Origin of the sequence: Anaerococcus vaginalis ATCC 51170 (assembly GCF_000163295.1) — a bacterium.
In the GTDB taxonomy this organism is placed as follows: Bacteria; Bacillota; Clostridia; order Tissierellales; family Peptoniphilaceae; genus Anaerococcus; species Anaerococcus vaginalis.
In genome coordinates this window covers 1,072,911-1,089,336 of sequence record NZ_GG700527.1, presented here as the reverse complement: position 1 = coordinate 1,089,336, position 16,426 = coordinate 1,072,911, and the positions used below count along the sequence as shown (strand labels likewise).

The following is a 16,426-nucleotide window of genomic DNA, read 5'->3' as shown; positions in this document are numbered from 1 at the left end:
CAATGTTTAAAATATTTTGCAAAGCCTTTTTCTTATTCAAAAATAAAATTAAAAAAATAAAAATATATAAGGAGAATCAATGTTTACAAAAAATGATCAGCTAGCAGTTAATGCTATAAGATGTTTGTCCCTTGCTCAAATAGAAAAAGCAAATAGTGGCCATCCAGGACTCCCTATGGGAGCAAGTCCTATGGCTTATGTTTTGTTTAATAAAATTTTAAAAACAAATCCAAAAAATGAAAATTGGTTTGATAGAGATAGGTTTGTTTTATCAGCAGGCCATGGTTCTGCTATGCTTTATTCACTTTTGCATTTGTCAGGATATGATTTATCAATTGATGATTTAAAACAATTTAGGCAAAAAGGTTCAAAAACTCCAGGACATCCAGAATACTCACACACCAAGGGAGTAGAAGTTACAACAGGTCCACTTGGACAAGGCATAGGTCAAGCTGTAGGTCTTGCTATTGCAGAAAAACACATGCAAGCTCTTTACAATAAAGATGATTTTAAAATTATAGACCATTATACCTTTGCTCTTTGTGGAGATGGAGATCTTATGGAAGGCGTTTCTTATGAGGCAATGAGCCTTGCAGGACATCTTAACCTAAATAAATTAATTGTTTTATACGATTCAAACGATATTTGTTTAGACGGTAGTCTTTCTTCATCATTTTCTGAAAATGTTGAAAAAAGAGTTAGTGCACAAAATTGGAATTATTTAAAAGTAGAAGATGGAAATAATTTAGAAGAAATTTATAAGGCTATAAAAAAAGCAAAAGAAAATAAAAATGGTCCAACTTTAATTGAAGTAAAAACTATTATAGGATATGGTTCAAAAAATCAAGGAACAAATAAAGTTCATGGTGCTCCAATAGGAAAGGAAGATTTTTCTTTAGCTAAAAAAAATTATGGCTGGGAATTTGAAGATTTTGAAGTGCCAGATGAAGTTTATAATACTTTTGAAGTTGGCATTTTAAAAAATGGAAAAGAAGAAAATAAAAAATGGGATGAAATTCTTAAAAAATATGAGGAAAAATATCCAGAAGATTATAAGGAATTAATGATAGGAATTAATAGAAAACTTCCTAAAGATTTTATGAAAGATGTAAAAAAATATGATTCATCAATGAAAGCTCTTGCAACAAGAGCATCAAGCGGAGAAATAATTCAAGATCTTTCAAAAATAACAAGGAATTTCTGGGGTGGTTCAGCTGATTTATTTGCATCAAACAAGACTGATATAAAAGATGAGAAAAGTTTTAGTGATGAAAATTCTTGTGGAAGAAATATTTTTTATGGAGTTCGTGAATTTGCTATGGCAGCAATTGGAAATGGAATCATAGCTCACGGCGGAAGTTTTCATCATGTGTCAACTTTCTTTGTTTTTGCAGATTATTTGAAAGCTGCAATTAGACTATCAGCTTTATCGGGCCATGCTTTAACTTATGTTTTTACACATGATTCAATTGCTGTTGGAGAAGATGGACCAACTCACGAACCGATTGAACAATTAGCGATGCTAAGATCAATTCCAAATACTATAGTTATAAGACCAGCAGATGCAAATGAAACAAGACTTGCTTGGAAAATTGCCTTAGAAAGTCAAAATACACCAGTAATACTTTCTTTGACAAGACAAAATCTTCCAAATTTAAAACAAACAGAAAATTTAGAAGATATTAATAGGGGAGCTTACGTAATAAAAGATTGCGAAAATCCAGAATTAATTTTAATAGCTACAGGCTCAGAAGTTTCCCTTGCCCTAGAAGTTTCAAATAAATTTGAAGAAGAAAATAAAAAGGTAAGAGTTGTTTCAATGCCATCAATGGAATTATTTAGGATGCAAGATGATTCATACAAAAATGAAATTTTACCAAAAGAAGTAAAAAAAGTTTCAATAGAAATGGCATCAACATTTGGCTGGAGCGAATTTACTGGAGATGATGGATTAAATATTGGCATAGATAGGTTTGGAATTTCCGGCAAAGGCGAAGAAGTCCAAGATGAATTAGGATTTTGTGTAGAAAAAATAAAAGAAAAAATTACAAATAAATTTTTCAAATAAAAAAATACAAAATATATAAATATAAAAAACTCATATTAATAAAATTTTATTGATATGAGTTTTTTTATATTCTTCTTATTTTAATTTTTTAATGGGTAAAATTATAATGAAAATAAAAAAAGGAAGTAAAAATGGAATTAACAGAAAAATTTGAAAAAGACAATTGTAAAAATCCTAGAGAATATTCACTAATACATAAAGAAATTCCCATAAAATTATCAAGCGATATGTGGGCTGCTCTTGCGTATTTGCTGTGGTATGTGCCAGATATTTCATCAATCCAATCAAAATCAAATGAATTGATTTCAAATAAGGAATATGATTATTATACTTTTGTAGAAATAATGACTTATATGGATTTAAGAGATGAGGATTGTTTGTTCACAAATCAAATTGACGAAAAAATTGCATCTGAATATAAAAGAAGAATTTGTACAAATTCTCAAAAATTAATTTTGACTCAATCAGATGGGGAAACAAAAACTGAATCCTTGTTAAGACATATTAGAAATGCAATAGCACATGGCTCTTTTAATATTGTTGATGATTTGATGGTTGGTTTTGATGAAAAAATAATTAGCAAAGATGAGGCGAAAACTACAGCAATTTTTAAAATAAAACCAAAAAATCTTTTGAATGCTCTAAAAATGTTAAATGAAGATTTGACAAATCAAAAATTAATTTCAAAAGCTTTAAAAAATACTTCTTATTGGGTTGAGCCTTATCAAGAAGGCTTTGAAAGAAGCAATAAATTTGATTTATATGCCAAGAAAAACGAGAGAAGATATGCAGTTGAAATTAGAAATTATAAATCTCAAAGAGATATTGATAAAGGATTTGCAAGAAAGCTTGCAGATAATTTTGAAAAATTAAAAAATGAAAGAGTAAGACCTGTTCTTGTAATAAATACATCTTTTTTGCAAGAGGAATCAAAAAATGAATTAATTGCAGCAGATGTATTGATTTTGGATGTAAAAAATATCAAAAAAATGTTAAAGGGCAGAGATATGATAAGAGAAATTGAAGATGCTCAAAGTTTATACAAATATAAAAAATAAAAATGGATATTAAATTTTTTATATAAAAATAAATAAAAATTACAAAAATATTAACGGATATTTTAATTTTATTTAGTAATTCTTTAGAAAAATTAATTATTTCAAAATTTGAAATTGATTATTGAAATATTTCCAGTATAATTTGCATATATAAATTATTTATATTTTATAAAATTTTAAAGGAGGAATTATGACTGAAAATTATAATGAAAATAATAGGAAGAAAAGAACTTCCGAAATGAGGGAGCACAGAAGAGCTAGATACAATGATGATTATTCTAGAGATAATAGTATTTCTTGGGGTTCAATTATCGCTGGTGCAATTTCATTTGCGGCTGTTTTTACAGTATTGAGTTTACTTGTTGGAGCTTTAGGTCTTGGAATTTTTTCACCAAATAATGAAAATCCATTTCAATCTATGGGAATTGGGGTAGGAATTGCTACAATAATTATTTTGATAATTTCTTTTGCAATTTCTGGATTTATTTCTGGAGCTTTTTCAAAAGGACAATCTTTGCTTCATGGATTTATGAGCTGGGCTTTATCAATAATGTTATTATTTGGTTTGGTAACTAGCATTTTATCATCTGCTTTTGGACTTGCAAGTTCTGCTGCAAAATCTGTAGCAAACACTGCAGGAAATGTTGCAGGAAGCGTGGCAAGCACAGCAGCTGATGGGGCAGGAAATGTTCTATCAAGTGTTGGAGATTCAATTTCTGAAGTTGATACAAAAGAGCTTGAAAAAAATATAGAAGATGCTTTAAAAGAAACTGATGTTAAAGAACTTCAACCTGGATATTTAAAATCTCAACTTGATGACTCAAAAGACGAAATTGCAAAAGCTGGAAAAGAACTTTTAACAAATCCAGAAAATTCTGATCAAATAATTGATGATTTAGCAAAATCTTTAGAGAAAAAGGCTAAAAATATTACTGATTCTGTTGATAAAAAAACAATCCAAGAAGAAGTTTACAAAAATTCAGATCTTTCTGAAAAAGAAAGTGAAGAAGCTGTAAATAATATTTATGATGGAATGGATAAGGCATCAAAAGAAGCAAGCAAACAAATTGAAAATGCAAAAGATTCTTTAGAAAAAGCTAAAAAAGATGTAGATAAAACAGTTGAAAAAGCAAAAGATGGGGCAGAATCTGCAACAAATAAAGCATCAGCTGGAGCTGTTTTAGTATTTTTATTCTTAATTGTTGGACTTGCAATTGAAGTTTATACAGCAAAAATGGGAGAACAATACGTAAATAATCTTTAAAAATAAATTCAAAAATCCTAAAGGAAATTTCCTTTAGGATTTTTTTGTAAATCTAAGTTAGCTAAGCGATCATAAAATAGAAAAAAACCACCTACTACGCAGGTGGAAAAATTAAGTTTTTATTATTTTATCATAGACAAAACTTGCTTGTAAGGATTTTGTGCATTTATAATTTGGCTATATTTTAAATATTTATCATCTTCATCTAAACTTTTTGCACAATCGATGGAAACTAAAATTCCGCAATGATCTAATTTTATAATTTCAGTTCTCATGTGATAAATAATATCGCTTTTGGACTTATCTCCTTCAAATCCATTTTTTACAACATAAGCATCTGAAGTGTTTTTTAAAATATTTGCAAATCTAATGGCGTCATTTTTTGTATTATCATTTGTCAATATATATATTTTTTTATCTGGCAAATCGGAATCTTTTTTGATTTCAGTTTTTATTTGATCATAATACATAAAGTCATTTTTATTTATGCCTTGTGATTTTTCAGGAAATTTTATCGCCTGATTTTTCATAAATGAGGAGTAAGTATTGACCTTATCCTTGTTATTTTTCATGTAGGATAGACTTTGCTTTAATAAATTTCCCCTATAAAAAATAACTTTTTCGTATGAATAATCTTTATGAATTAGCAAGGGAAGAATTTCGTTTGCATATTTGTCATCGATTGATTCGTTGTTTGATAAGTTAATAAAAATATTTTGAATTTCTTGATTATTTTGCAATATTTTTTTCAAATTTTCTTTGTCTTTTTTTAAATCATTTGAATTAAAACTTGGCATATTTATCTCTAAAATATTTTTATTTTCCTTAATTTCTATTTTTTCTAAATCATCTTTTCTTCCAAGAAGTCTTTTGTACCTATTTACAACTTGAGCATCCCCTAAAATTTTTCCCCTAGGAGAATCTTTATTTTCTTTGTAATATCCAAATATGCTTCTATAAGTTTTAATATCAATTACATTTGTTCTATTATCATCAAGGATTGAAAGATATGATTGAATTGCATCAAAAAATTCTTGGTCTGATTTTGAATTTTTAATTCTTTTTTTGTAAGCGTCGGTTTGATTCATTAAAGATTTAAAATTTTCTTTGTTTTCCTTATCAATAGCGTAATTTCTACTTACATAATAGGTAAGTTTATCAAAATCTGCAATTTTTTCTGCACTTGTAAGTGTTCTTTCTTCAGTATTTCCGATAAAAATTTCTTTTTGTACAGAATTCATTACCTTATCTCTAAATTTTGGATATGTATATGTTTCGAATTTATTTTTTGAAGAAAAAATAGCTTTTACAATAAAAAATATTAAAAAAATCAAGATAAGAAGAAGGGCAAACCTTCTTCTCATATATTTTCTTTTTTTTGCTTTTAATCTTTTTTTAGACCTATTTTTAATATTTGTATTTTTTGATTTTATTTTTATATCTTTTTTTCTTACTTTTTTTTTCGTATGTCTTGATGCGGACTGATCTTTTTTATTTCTTTTATTATTTTTACTTTTCATAATTCACCTGTATTATAATATATCAAAAAATAATTTATATACAAAATTTTTTGGAATATATAAAATTATTTTGGGAAAATAACTGAAAAGGTTGAGCCTTTTCCAAGCTTGGATTTTAATTTTATTTTTCCTCCAAGACTTTCAACGAAATTTTTTGTAATTGAAAGACCTAGACCATGTCCGTTTGTTTTTGTATTTCTTGCATCATCAATTCTATAAAATCTCTCAAAAATAACTTCTTTTTTCTCATCAGATATTCCAACACCATTATCCTTTATGTCAATGTAAATATTGTTTTTATCTTCGTAAAGGCTTACTCTAATCAAGCCATCTTCTTTTATAGCTTTTATAGCATTTGAAATTAAATTTTGTATTATTTGGCTTATCTTATCCTTATCAGAATAAATCATAACTCCATATTTTATTTCTTCAATCAAAGAAATATCAAGTTTAGCTAGTCTTGGTTTTATTGTATCAAGAATAAGTTTTATGTGTTGAGATAAGTCGAATTCTTTTTTATTTATTTTTAAATATTCAGAATTATCATTGAAAGATTTATTTAAATTTACTACAAGCCCTTCAAGTCTGTGAGTTTCTTCCAACAAAGACGAAAGAGTTTGCTCATCAACATCAATAACTCCATCTTTTATCGCTTCAATATAAAGTTGTAGATTTGTAATTGGAGTTCTAAGTTCATGAGAAATATCTTGAGCGTATTGTTTTCTTACATATTTTTGATTTTTTAAATTCCTTGAAAGATACCTTATATTATTTTGTAAATTTTCAAGCTCAATAATTTTGCTTTCCTTTAAATTTATATCATAATCACCATCTTTAATTTTTAAAGTTGCATCAGAAATTTGCTTTATAGGATTAGTTATATTTGTAGAAAGCACTAAGGCAATAATTATCCCAATAGTAAGAGACATAACAATGGCAATTATGATTGAATTTCTAAAATTATTTAAAAGTTCATTAGCTGCCATTTCGCCAGTGTCATAAGTTATAATTAATTGACCCCTATAATCATTGAGATTAGGATTTATAATATCGTAACTTTTTGTAGTAGTAAGAGGATTTTCATTGTCATTTCTCCCCTTAAAACGCATTACTGGCTCATTGTCTTTATCTAAAATTTCTATATCAATATTTAAAGCCTTAGAATATTTGCCAAGTCTTTCTTTCATAGTATAAACATCATTATCAGTCAAAAGACTTTCAAATTGCTTTTTAATATTCAAAGGCATATTATCCTCAGTCGTTGCAAGGAAATTTTTTGTATAGATACTTAATAAATAAGAAATTGCAATAGAAAAAACTAAGATGCAGGCAAAAATTCCTCCAACAAAGTTTCTAATTATTTTATTTCGAAGAGACGTCATCGACACCACCAGATTTATAACCCATACCATAAATTGTTTTTATATAGTCAGGTTTTTTTGGATTATCTTCAATTTTTTGTCTGATATTTTTAATGTGAGTATCAATAGCTCTGTCGTAGGCGTCATAGTCAAAACCAAAAGTGATTTCTATAATTTCTTCTCTAGTAAAAATTTTATTAGGATTTGAAAATAGAGTTTTAATTATTTGAAATTCATTTTTTGTAAGGAAAATTTCCTCTCCATCTTTGAAAAATCTATTATATTCAAGATCCATTTCAAGTCTGCCATCAGTTGTTTTTATAATGTCAGCTCTTGGAATATTATATTTTTCAATTCTTCTAAGAACAGTTTTGATTCTTTGCATAAGTTCCTTTGGAGAAAATGGTTTAGTAACGTAATCATCAGCGCCAAGTTTTAAACCATTTATAATATTTTCCTCACTTACTTTGGCAGTAACCATGATAACAGGAACATTAGACTTGTTTCTAATCTCTTTAATAAGATCTTCGCCAGAAATTTTTGGAATCATCAAATCAAGCAAGATCAAATCGATTTGTTCATTTTCAAAAAAATCTAAACCTTCCTTGCCATCAAAAGCTTGAAAGACATTGTAGCCTTCTTTTTCAAGATAAGATTTAATAATTTTTGAAATACCTTGTTCATCTTCAATAATTAAAATATTTATATCATTCATCTGTTTCACCTCTGTTTTATTATACCTTATTAAAATTGTTAAAATTAATATATCCTATTAATTAGTTTATATTATGTGAAAAATTTAAAAAAATGATAGATTTTAAATAAGCTGGGTATAAATAATATGTAAGATAATTACAAAAATTAAAAAATATATGAAGGAGAGAAATATGATTAGTTCAATTATAATAGGCGCATTGTGCGGATGGATTGCAAGTATGATAATGAAAACAGATGCTCAAATGGGAGCTATAGCAAATATAGTAGTAGGAGTTATCGGAGGAGCAATCGGTTCATGGATACTTGGAATGGTAAACATAAGCGTATCAGGATTTGTAGGAAGTTTAATTTCAGGAATCCTAGGTTCTGTAATTTTAATTTATATTTATAATTTAATAACAAAGAAAAAATAAATTTATTATGTTTTTAGGCTGGTTTATCCAGTCTTTTTTTGTAAAAAAATTTAAATATTTTAAATAGCTATCAAATATTATGAGGGTTTGCTATAATATAAATATGGATGTAAATGAAAAATATATAAAAATCGCAAAAGAAATTTTAGAAAAAGGCTATGACGAAGAAGAATTAAACAAAGAGGTAAGACCTGTTTGGGATGATGGAGAAAGTGCTTACACAAAATATTTACCCCAACAAGTCGTAAGATATGAGAAAGGAGAATTGCCTCTAATAAGTTTAAGAAAAATTGCTTGGAAATCAGCTATAAAAGAAATTTTGTGGATTTATCAAGATAGGTCAAACGATGTAAATTTATTAAAAGAAAAATACAAAGTAAATTATTGGGATTCATGGAAAAATGAAGATGGCAATCTAGGAACAGCCTACGGTTATCAAATAAATAAAAAATTTAAATCGCCAGAAACAGGACAAATGACAAATCAAATCGAACGTTTAATTGACCAAATAAAAAATAATCCTCTAAACAGAAGATTGATTATGAATTTGATTGATGTAGACGACATGGCAGATATGACTTTGATACCATGTGCATTTTTGACAATGTGGACAGTAAGCGGAGAATATTTAAATCTTACTTTGGTACAAAGAAGCGGAGATTTTTTGGCGGCCGCAGCACCAGGAGGAATAAATGCTTTCCAATATTATGTCTTATTAAGAATGGTTGCCCAAGTTACAGGATATAAAGCTGGAGATTTTGTTCACTTTATACAAAATTATCACATCTACAAAAAACACATACCAAGCGTTAAAAAAATATTAGAAATAAAAGTCGATGAAAAAAGTAAGCCAAGGCTTGAAATAAATCCAGATATAAAAGAATTTAAAGACTTTACAATAGATGATTTTAAATTAATAGACTATTATCCAGACCAAACAAAATACGACATAGATATTGCTTTATAGCTTGTTGCAAAGAAATATTTTTTAAGTATAGTCAATCGGTATGGAGGAATTATGGAAAAAATAACTATAATTGGATCAGGAGGTTCTGGAAAATCAACTCTTGCCAAACAGCTAGGAGAAAAGCTTAATATAGAAGTTTTTTACTTAAATAAAATATGGTGGATAAACGATAAAGACCACATTAGCGATGAGAAATTCTTAGAAATTCAAAAAAATATAATAGAAAACAAAAAATCATTTATTTTTGACGGCTACTATCCAGACACTTTGGATTTAAGATTAAAAGCTAGTGATACGATTATTTTTTTAGATTTTCCACCAGTAACAAATTTAAAAAGATCAGTAAAAAGATCATTAACTGAAAAAAATAATGAAGACGATCCAAGCCTAGATAGGACTGAAAAATTAAATAAAGATTATATCTCTTGGCTATTAAATTTTGATAAAAACGAAAGAGATAAAATCCTAGAAAAATTAAATAAGTTAAAATTAGAAAAAAAGATTGTAATAATAGACAATGACAATAAAAAAGATTTGTTTTTACAATCTATTGCATAAAAAAAGAGCTTTAAGCTCTTTTTTTAATGTAAATTATTTTTATATTATTGACCATTATTTGTATTGTTTATCTTATTTTTATTTTCTTTATTATCTTTAGATTTTTCATCCTTATCTTTTTTATCCTTTTCATTAGAATTGTCATCTGATTTAGGCTTTTCAGCTCCTAAAGGAGAATACATATAAGGAATATTATATTTCCAATCTTCTGGTATTATTCCATCCCATTTGTTAGGATCATAAGATTTTTTTCTATCAACAAAGGCTCTAGTTGCTTGTAAGGATTTGGGGGTTTTATTTGTTGCAAGTAAATTGTTTCTTTTATCAACTGTGATCCAAACGTGCATATCATCTTCATCTTTTGGAAGATTATCTTTTGTAAATATTTCATCTTTGACAGTGCCTCTAGGATCTGAATAGGATGCTTGAGTCGGAAGTTTTCCACTTATTGTGTCAACTTTTGCATGGATTATTCCTTCTGGCTCTTCGAATTTTGCAGTTTCATATTCCTCTAAAAGATTTCTATTAACTACATTCCACATACTAGCTGCTCTATTATATGAATAGCCATTTAAAGATAAATTTTGATCGTCTGATCCCATCCAAACTCCAACTGTATAATAAGGACTATATCCTACACACCAAAAATCAACACTATCATCACTAGTACCAGTTTTGGTAGCATAATCTGTACCATCTAAGTAGATAGTCTGGTAACTTTCTCCAGTAGATTGTAAAGCAGATGTTATTTGATAAGCGGTTTCTGGACTAGTAACTTTATTTTTATTAACTTTATTTGAATCAAAAATTACTTTATTTCTATTATCTTCAATTTTAGAAAAAGTAAGAGGTTCAATATACTCTCCGCCATTTGCAAGAGCTGCGTATGCTGCAGTCATATCTAAAACTGATAGACCTCTTGTCATTGCTCCAAGTCCTAGTGCTGCTAAATTTTCATCGTTATGAGCACTATCTTCTTCTTTAGTAATAAAATTATCTTTTTTATCTTTTTTTATTAAACCAAAGTTTTCGAGATATTCTTTTGATTTATCTATCCCTATATCTTTAAGGGTTCTAACTGCGTTAGTATTAATTGAATATACCAAAGAATCTCTTAAAGTTACAATACCTTTGTAATATTTATATACGTTTTCTGGCCAAATTTCTCCTTGTTCATTTCTCATAAATGGAACGTCATCAATCCCTGTTGCCAAATTATATCCGTTGTCTAAAGCTGGGGTATAGGTAGCTAGAGGTTTAATTGAGGAGCCAGGTTGTCTTGGCTGATCTATGGCTCTATTTAGTGTTTTTAGACCTTTTTGATCACGTCCACCAACAACAGCTTTTACTTCTCCATTTTTATGGTCAATTACAACAGTGGATGATTGTGGTTGAATAACTCCTTCAAGATCAATATCATAATAAGATTTATTAAGAGAATAAGATCCTGATTCGTTTTTTGTAATTAAATCTTTGTGTGCTTTTAAATATTTTGATGTAATTATAATTGAGCCATCATTTCCTTTTTTGATATTTTCATTTGAAGTTAATTGTATTAAGCCTGTTTTATGAGTTCTTAGATTTGAATTTTTGTCATCTAATGTATAAAATTTTTTCAAAATTATATTAGTTTGATCTAAACGAACTTTGTTTGAATTTATTATGAAATTTTCATTTTCATCAAAGTAGGCTTCATCAGCTGACAAAGTAAAATCATTGTTATCATTAATAACATTTGATTTTGCATAGTATAAAACTTCTCCTTGTTCGTTAATAATATTTCCAAAATTATCATATAGTAGAGAAAGTAATGGGGCATTATACCAGCCTTGAGTGTTTCCCATTATATATTCTGAAAAATCATCATATATATTTTCAAGTTGTTCTTGCATTTTTGTATCTATAGTAGTTGTAATTTTTAAACCACCATAATACAACTTGTTATAAGCTTGTTTTTCATCAATATCATAAAGTTCTTGTAGTTTTTCTACTACTTGTTTTTCTAAAAGTGTATTAAAATAAGAAGCCATTAATGGTTTTTTGTCTTTTGGTGGCTTAATATTGCTAGCTACATCTTCGTTTAAAGCTTGTTGATATTCTTTTTGAGAAATATATCCTTCTTCTTTCATTTTTAAAAGAACATCTTTTTGTCTTTCAAATGGTTTTGGATTATAAATAGCTGAATATTTTTGTCCATCTATTGAAAATTCTCCTAAAACTTTTTGATTTGTAACTTCAGATGTTGGGATTGATTTAAATAAAGCAAATTCTGTAGGGGATTGAACGATTCCTGCAATGGCTGCACATTCGGCAAGTGTTAATTCTCCTACGTCTTTTGAAAAATATGTTTGAGCTGCAGCTTGAACTCCATAAACATTTTGTCCTAGAAAAACTCTATTCATATAAGCTTCGAGTATTTCATCTTTGTTTAAATTTTTTTCGATTTCTAGGGCAAGAAATATTTCCTTAATTTTTCTTTCATAAGTTTGGTCGTTTGAAAGATAAGTGTTTCTTGCAAGCTGTTGAGTTAGAGTTGATCCGCCTCTTACTATTGATCCGCTTTTTAAATTTTGAAAAGCAGAACCAATTATTGACATTGGATCAATTCCACCGTGTTTGTAAAATCTTCTGTCTTCAACTGCTACAAAAGCATTTTTCATATTTTCAGGAATTTTATCGTAATCAACAATTTCCCTATTTTCGCTAGTCCTAATAGAATCAATTTCATTTCCATCTTTATCTACTATAGTTGAATTTTCACTCATTTCATATTTTATATTATCGGGATTAACCTTTGGAGATTTTTTCATAACCTCAATTATTCCTCCGCCAACTAATCCTGCAAATATAGTTGCTAATATGCCTAAGGCAAAAAACGCTATAAGTAAAACTTTTAAAACTATAGAGGAAATTTTTTTATTCATTTTGACCTCCTTGCTTAAAGTCTTTATTTTTTATTTCAAATTAATCATAAATTTAAACTTATTATTATTTTATCATTTTTTAAAAATTTAATCTATTTTATTCAAATAAATATTGGAGATTATTTTTAGATTCTTTAATTTGATTCAATAAATTGTATAATCTTAATAGAAAGGAAGTTTATGCAAGAAGTTATACAAGTAAATGTTTTTGAAAAAAATGAAAATCCAAATAAAGAGTTTGAGCTTGAATCATTAATTAACACAGCAGGCGGAAAATCTGTTGCAAAAATCAGTCAAGTTATTTCGAAAGTAAATCCTGCCTACTACATAGGTTCTGGAAAAGTTTCTGAAATTGAAGATATAGCAAAAAAATTAGATGTAAAAACTGTAGTTTTTGATGTGGAGCTTTCGGCATCTCAACTTAGAAATCTTGAAGAGAAAATGAAACTTCACGTCGTTGATTGGACAACTTTAATTTTGGATATTTTTGCTCAAAGAGCAAATACAAAAGAAGCAAAATTAAAAATTAAACTTGCTCAATTAAAATATCAGTTGCCAAGAATTAACAAATGGTTTGCTTATCTTTCTCGTCAATCAGGTGGAATTGGAACAAGAGGACCAGGCGAAACAATGCTTGAAACTGATAAGAGAGCTATAGTTCGTGATATAAGAAGTCTTGAAGAAAAACTAAAAGATTTGGAAAAAACAAAAAGTGTAAATAGAAAATCAAGAGATAAGATTTTAAATATTTCACTTTTGGGCTACACCAACGCAGGAAAATCTACAATATTAAATAATATGCTAAAAATTTTTGGTAAAGAAAAATATGTATATTCTGATGATTTGTTGTTTGCAACTTTGGATACATCAACAAGAAGACTAGATTTTTCAAATACCAAGGTTACTTTGACTGATACAGTAGGATTTATTGATAATTTGTCAAAAGAATTAAATGATTCTTTTCTTACAACGCTTGAGGAAATAAAATTTTCAGATATGCTTTTAGTTGTCATAGATTCATCATACGATATTGAAACTCAGTTGAAAACAATAGATAAGGCTTTGGATGATATTGACGTTGGAAATAAAAAAATTCTTTATGTTTTTAATAAAATAGACAAAATAGAAAATGATACTCTTCTTTTAGGATATAAGAGAAAAGAAGAAAAAATTTATATATCAGCAAAAAATCAAGATGATATTATAAAATTAAAAGAAAAAATTGTTGATGTAATAAAAGATGATTATATAAAAGTAAAAATGAAAATACCATACGAAGATGGGAAAGTTTTAGATTATATAATGACAAATTACGACATTGACAATAAAGATTATGATGAGAGTTCATCAATATTAGAATTTGATATTTCAAAGAAAGACTACAATAAATATGAAAGATATATCGAGAAAAATTAGCGAAAATTATAAAACCATCAAAGGCGAAATTAAAGATGAATTTGAAATAGAAAAATCAATTTTTATCACGAATATGAAATATGTGGAAAGTGAAGAAGACGCCCTTTCTTTTATTGAAAAAATCAAAGAAAAATACAAAGATGCCAACCACAATTGCCATGCATATATAATAAATGAAAAACCAGAAATAAAAAGATATTCTGATGATGGAGAGCCACAAGGCTCAGCAGGTCTTCCCATGCTTTCAGCTTTGGAAAAAGAAAATCTTTTTAATGTAGTTGCAATTGTAACTAGGTATTTTGGTGGCAAAAAACTTGGAAAAGGCGGTCTAGTAAGAGCCTACACAAGAGGAGTTTCGGATTGCCTTGATGGAAATATTATTTGTCGAAAAATTTTTGTAGAAAGTAAAATAATTTTCGATTATAATTTACTAGGAATAATAGAAAACTTCCTAAATGAGGAAAAATATATTATTATAGAAAAGGACTTTCTTGAAAATGTTAGAATAAATTTATATATTAAAAAGGAAAATTTTGAAAAATTTGAAAAAAAACTTATTGATATGACATCATCAAATATTAAAATAGAAAAAATTGATGAAATAATGTTATACGAAGATTAAAAATAGGAGGAAATATGTCAGGACATAATAAGTGGAGCAAAATTAAAAATAAAAAAGGTAGTGAAGATGCAAGACGTGGAAAAATTTTTACAAAACTTGGTAGAAATATTTCAGTTGCAGTAAGAGAAGGCGGAGATAATCCAGAATATAATCCAGCTTTAAAAGCAGCAATCGACAAGGCAAAAGCAGAAAATATGCCAAATGATAATATAGAAAGAGCAATAAAAAAAGCAAGCGGCGACACAAGCGGGGCAAATTTTGAAAGAATAATTTACGAAGGCTATGCCAAAGATGGAGTAGCTGTAATTGTAGATTGTCTTACAGACAATAAAAATAGAACAGCTCCAGATATTAGACACATTTTTGATAAAAACGGTGGAAATCTTGGAACAGATGGTTCAGTTATGTTTATGTTTAACAGAAAAGGACTTATTGAAATCGAAAAAGATGAAATTGATTTTGATGAATTGATGTTAGAAGTTATTGATTTTGGAGCAGAAGACGTAACAGACGAAGGAGATGTTTATCAAATAATAACAAGCGTTGAAGATTTTCAAACAGTTCTTGATGGAATAAAAAAAGAAAATTATAAACTTGCAAAAGCAGATATTTCATATATAGCAGATAATTTGATTGATGCACAAGAATCAAATAATAAACAAATAATGAAATTGATTGATGCTCTTGAAGATAACGATGACGTTCAAGAAGTTTATACAAATTGGAATGTGCCAGATAATATAGAAGAATAATATGTTAAATTTTAATATAGATAGAGTAGCATTTTCTCTTTTTGGAATTGATATATATTGGTATGCAATATTAATTATTACCGGAGTTTTAATTGGAGCAAAATTTGCCCAAAAAGAATTTGTAAAAAGAGGATTTAAAGAAGATTTTATTTACGATTTACTTTTTGTGATTTTGCCACTTGCAATTATTGGAGCAAGAGCTTGGTATGTAATTTTTGAATGGGATATGTACAAAAATAATCCAATTCAAATTTTAAATTTCAGAGCAGGAGGACTTGCTATCCACGGCGGAATTTTATTTGCAATAATTGGTATTTATTTTTACGCCAAGAAAAAAGAAATTCCGTTGATAGATATTTTAGATGTAATGGCACCATCTTTAGCCTTTGGTCAAGCTATCGGAAGGTGGGGTAATTTTGTAAATGGAGAAGCACATGGGACTCCTACAAATTTACCATGGGCAATAATAGTTGATGGAGTAAAAGTCCATCCTACATTTTTGTATGAATCAATTGGAGATTTTTTAATATTTTTATTTTTAATAAATTATAGGAAAAAAAATCCAAAAAAAGGAATTCAAACAGGAATATATTTTATTGCTTACGGAATTTTGAGATTTTTTGTAGAAGGACTTAGAACAGATTCTCTAATGATAGGGTCAATAAGAATGGCACAACTTACAAGTGTGATTTATTTAATCGTAGGAATTTATTTGTTTGTAAAATATAAAAATATAAATTTGAAACCATATATAAAAAAATAAACAGCTTAGGCTGTTTCATAGCG

The 16,426-nt window shown here is 27.7% G+C and carries 14 protein-coding genes; 10 read left to right on the top strand and 4 right to left on the bottom strand.

Annotated elements, in window-relative coordinates:
- Nucleotides 1–79: 79 nt before the first annotated feature.
- The 3 genes from tkt (at nucleotide 80) to HMPREF0078_RS05170 (ending at nucleotide 4,390) form a co-directional block, all read left to right on the top strand.
- Nucleotides 80–2,068, top strand: a complete 1,989-nt coding sequence (gene tkt / locus HMPREF0078_RS05180; RefSeq protein ID WP_004839079.1) for a transketolase — start codon at nucleotides 80–82, stop codon at nucleotides 2,066–2,068.
- A gap of 131 nt (nucleotides 2,069–2,199) precedes the next feature.
- Complete coding sequence (locus HMPREF0078_RS05175) at nucleotides 2,200–3,126, top strand: hypothetical protein (protein ID WP_004839078.1); 927 nt, start codon at nucleotides 2,200–2,202, stop codon at nucleotides 3,124–3,126.
- Nucleotides 3,127–3,316: 190 nt separating this feature from the next.
- The gene (locus tag HMPREF0078_RS05170; protein WP_004839077.1) at nucleotides 3,317–4,390 is read left to right on the top strand and encodes a hypothetical protein; all 1,074 of its coding nucleotides are present in this window, start codon (nucleotides 3,317–3,319) and stop codon (nucleotides 4,388–4,390) included.
- A gap of 122 nt (nucleotides 4,391–4,512) precedes the next feature.
- Here HMPREF0078_RS05170 and HMPREF0078_RS05165 read toward each other — a convergent pair whose 3' ends face one another.
- The 3 genes from HMPREF0078_RS05165 to HMPREF0078_RS05155 form a co-directional block, all read right to left on the bottom strand.
- Entirely contained in the window at nucleotides 4,513–5,910 is a 1,398-nt protein-coding gene (locus HMPREF0078_RS05165) for a hypothetical protein (RefSeq protein ID WP_004839076.1), read from the bottom strand.
- A gap of 65 nt (nucleotides 5,911–5,975) precedes the next feature.
- Nucleotides 5,976–7,292, bottom strand: a complete 1,317-nt coding sequence (locus HMPREF0078_RS05160) for a sensor histidine kinase (RefSeq protein WP_004839075.1) — start codon at nucleotides 7,290–7,292, stop codon at nucleotides 5,976–5,978.
- Nucleotides 7,273–7,986: a response regulator transcription factor gene (locus tag HMPREF0078_RS05155; RefSeq protein ID WP_004839074.1), complete on the bottom strand. Its 714-nt coding sequence runs from the start codon at nucleotides 7,984–7,986 to the stop codon at nucleotides 7,273–7,275. The genes HMPREF0078_RS05160 and HMPREF0078_RS05155 overlap by 20 nt, the downstream gene beginning before the upstream one ends.
- A gap of 172 nt (nucleotides 7,987–8,158) precedes the next feature.
- Here HMPREF0078_RS05155 and HMPREF0078_RS05150 point away from each other — a divergent pair, with 172 nt between their 5' ends.
- From HMPREF0078_RS05150 to HMPREF0078_RS05140, 3 genes are all read left to right on the top strand, one after another.
- Nucleotides 8,159–8,401, top strand: a complete 243-nt coding sequence (locus tag HMPREF0078_RS05150; RefSeq protein WP_019117459.1) for a GlsB/YeaQ/YmgE family stress response membrane protein — start codon at nucleotides 8,159–8,161, stop codon at nucleotides 8,399–8,401.
- Nucleotides 8,402–8,504: 103 nt separating this feature from the next.
- Entirely contained in the window at nucleotides 8,505–9,368 is an 864-nt protein-coding gene (gene thyA / locus HMPREF0078_RS05145; RefSeq protein ID WP_004839072.1) for a thymidylate synthase, read from the top strand.
- A gap of 51 nt (nucleotides 9,369–9,419) precedes the next feature.
- A complete protein-coding gene (locus HMPREF0078_RS05140; RefSeq protein WP_004839071.1) occupies nucleotides 9,420–9,926 on the top strand; it encodes an AAA family ATPase in 507 nt (168 codons plus the stop codon).
- A gap of 44 nt (nucleotides 9,927–9,970) precedes the next feature.
- On the opposite strand, the gene HMPREF0078_RS05135 is transcribed toward HMPREF0078_RS05140, so the two are convergent.
- On the bottom strand, nucleotides 9,971–12,850 hold the full coding sequence (locus tag HMPREF0078_RS05135) for a penicillin-binding protein 1A (protein ID WP_004839070.1): 2,880 nt from the start codon (nucleotides 12,848–12,850) through the stop codon (nucleotides 9,971–9,973).
- A 180-nt stretch (nucleotides 12,851–13,030) separates the two neighbouring features.
- On the opposite strand from HMPREF0078_RS05135, the gene hflX reads away from it, so the two are divergent.
- From hflX to lgt, 4 genes are read left to right on the top strand one after another with little or no spacing between them, the layout of a single operon-like run.
- Complete coding sequence (gene hflX, locus HMPREF0078_RS05130) at nucleotides 13,031–14,266, top strand: GTPase HflX (RefSeq protein WP_004839069.1); 1,236 nt, start codon at nucleotides 13,031–13,033, stop codon at nucleotides 14,264–14,266.
- Complete coding sequence (locus tag HMPREF0078_RS05125; RefSeq protein WP_004839068.1) at nucleotides 14,241–14,888, top strand: YigZ family protein; 648 nt, start codon at nucleotides 14,241–14,243, stop codon at nucleotides 14,886–14,888. Before hflX ends, HMPREF0078_RS05125 begins: the two co-directional genes overlap by 26 nt.
- A gap of 14 nt (nucleotides 14,889–14,902) precedes the next feature.
- Nucleotides 14,903–15,640 (top strand): YebC/PmpR family DNA-binding transcriptional regulator, encoded by a 738-nt coding sequence (locus HMPREF0078_RS05120; RefSeq protein ID WP_004839067.1) that lies wholly within the window; start codon nucleotides 14,903–14,905, stop codon nucleotides 15,638–15,640.
- Nucleotide 15,641: 1 nt separating this feature from the next.
- Complete coding sequence (gene lgt / locus HMPREF0078_RS05115; RefSeq protein ID WP_004839066.1) at nucleotides 15,642–16,403, top strand: prolipoprotein diacylglyceryl transferase; 762 nt, start codon at nucleotides 15,642–15,644, stop codon at nucleotides 16,401–16,403.
- The last annotated feature ends 23 nt before the right edge of the window (nucleotides 16,404–16,426 follow it).

What these genes read in the sequence shown, in the direction of transcription:
- tkt (WP_004839079.1), top strand. Translation starts at nt 80, where the DNA reads ATGTTTACAAAAAATGATCAGCTAGCAGTTAATGCTATAAGATGTTTG.
- HMPREF0078_RS05175 (WP_004839078.1), top strand. Translation starts at nt 2,200, where the DNA reads ATGGAATTAACAGAAAAATTTGAAAAAGACAATTGTAAAAATCCTAGA.
- HMPREF0078_RS05170 (WP_004839077.1), top strand. Translation starts at nt 3,317, where the DNA reads ATGACTGAAAATTATAATGAAAATAATAGGAAGAAAAGAACTTCCGAA.
- HMPREF0078_RS05165 (WP_004839076.1), bottom strand. Translation starts at nt 5,910, where the DNA reads ATGAAAAGTAAAAATAATAAAAGAAATAAAAAAGATCAGTCCGCATCA.
- HMPREF0078_RS05160 (WP_004839075.1), bottom strand. Translation starts at nt 7,292, where the DNA reads ATGACGTCTCTTCGAAATAAAATAATTAGAAACTTTGTTGGAGGAATT.
- HMPREF0078_RS05155 (WP_004839074.1), bottom strand. Translation starts at nt 7,986, where the DNA reads ATGAATGATATAAATATTTTAATTATTGAAGATGAACAAGGTATTTCA.
- HMPREF0078_RS05150 (WP_019117459.1), top strand. Translation starts at nt 8,159, where the DNA reads ATGATTAGTTCAATTATAATAGGCGCATTGTGCGGATGGATTGCAAGT.
- thyA (WP_004839072.1), top strand. Translation starts at nt 8,505, where the DNA reads ATGGATGTAAATGAAAAATATATAAAAATCGCAAAAGAAATTTTAGAA.
- HMPREF0078_RS05140 (WP_004839071.1), top strand. Translation starts at nt 9,420, where the DNA reads ATGGAAAAAATAACTATAATTGGATCAGGAGGTTCTGGAAAATCAACT.
- HMPREF0078_RS05135 (WP_004839070.1), bottom strand. Translation starts at nt 12,850, where the DNA reads ATGAATAAAAAAATTTCCTCTATAGTTTTAAAAGTTTTACTTATAGCG.
- hflX (WP_004839069.1), top strand. Translation starts at nt 13,031, where the DNA reads ATGCAAGAAGTTATACAAGTAAATGTTTTTGAAAAAAATGAAAATCCA.
- HMPREF0078_RS05125 (WP_004839068.1), top strand. Translation starts at nt 14,241, where the DNA reads ATGAAAGATATATCGAGAAAAATTAGCGAAAATTATAAAACCATCAAA.
- HMPREF0078_RS05120 (WP_004839067.1), top strand. Translation starts at nt 14,903, where the DNA reads ATGTCAGGACATAATAAGTGGAGCAAAATTAAAAATAAAAAAGGTAGT.
- lgt (WP_004839066.1), top strand. Translation starts at nt 15,642, where the DNA reads ATGTTAAATTTTAATATAGATAGAGTAGCATTTTCTCTTTTTGGAATT.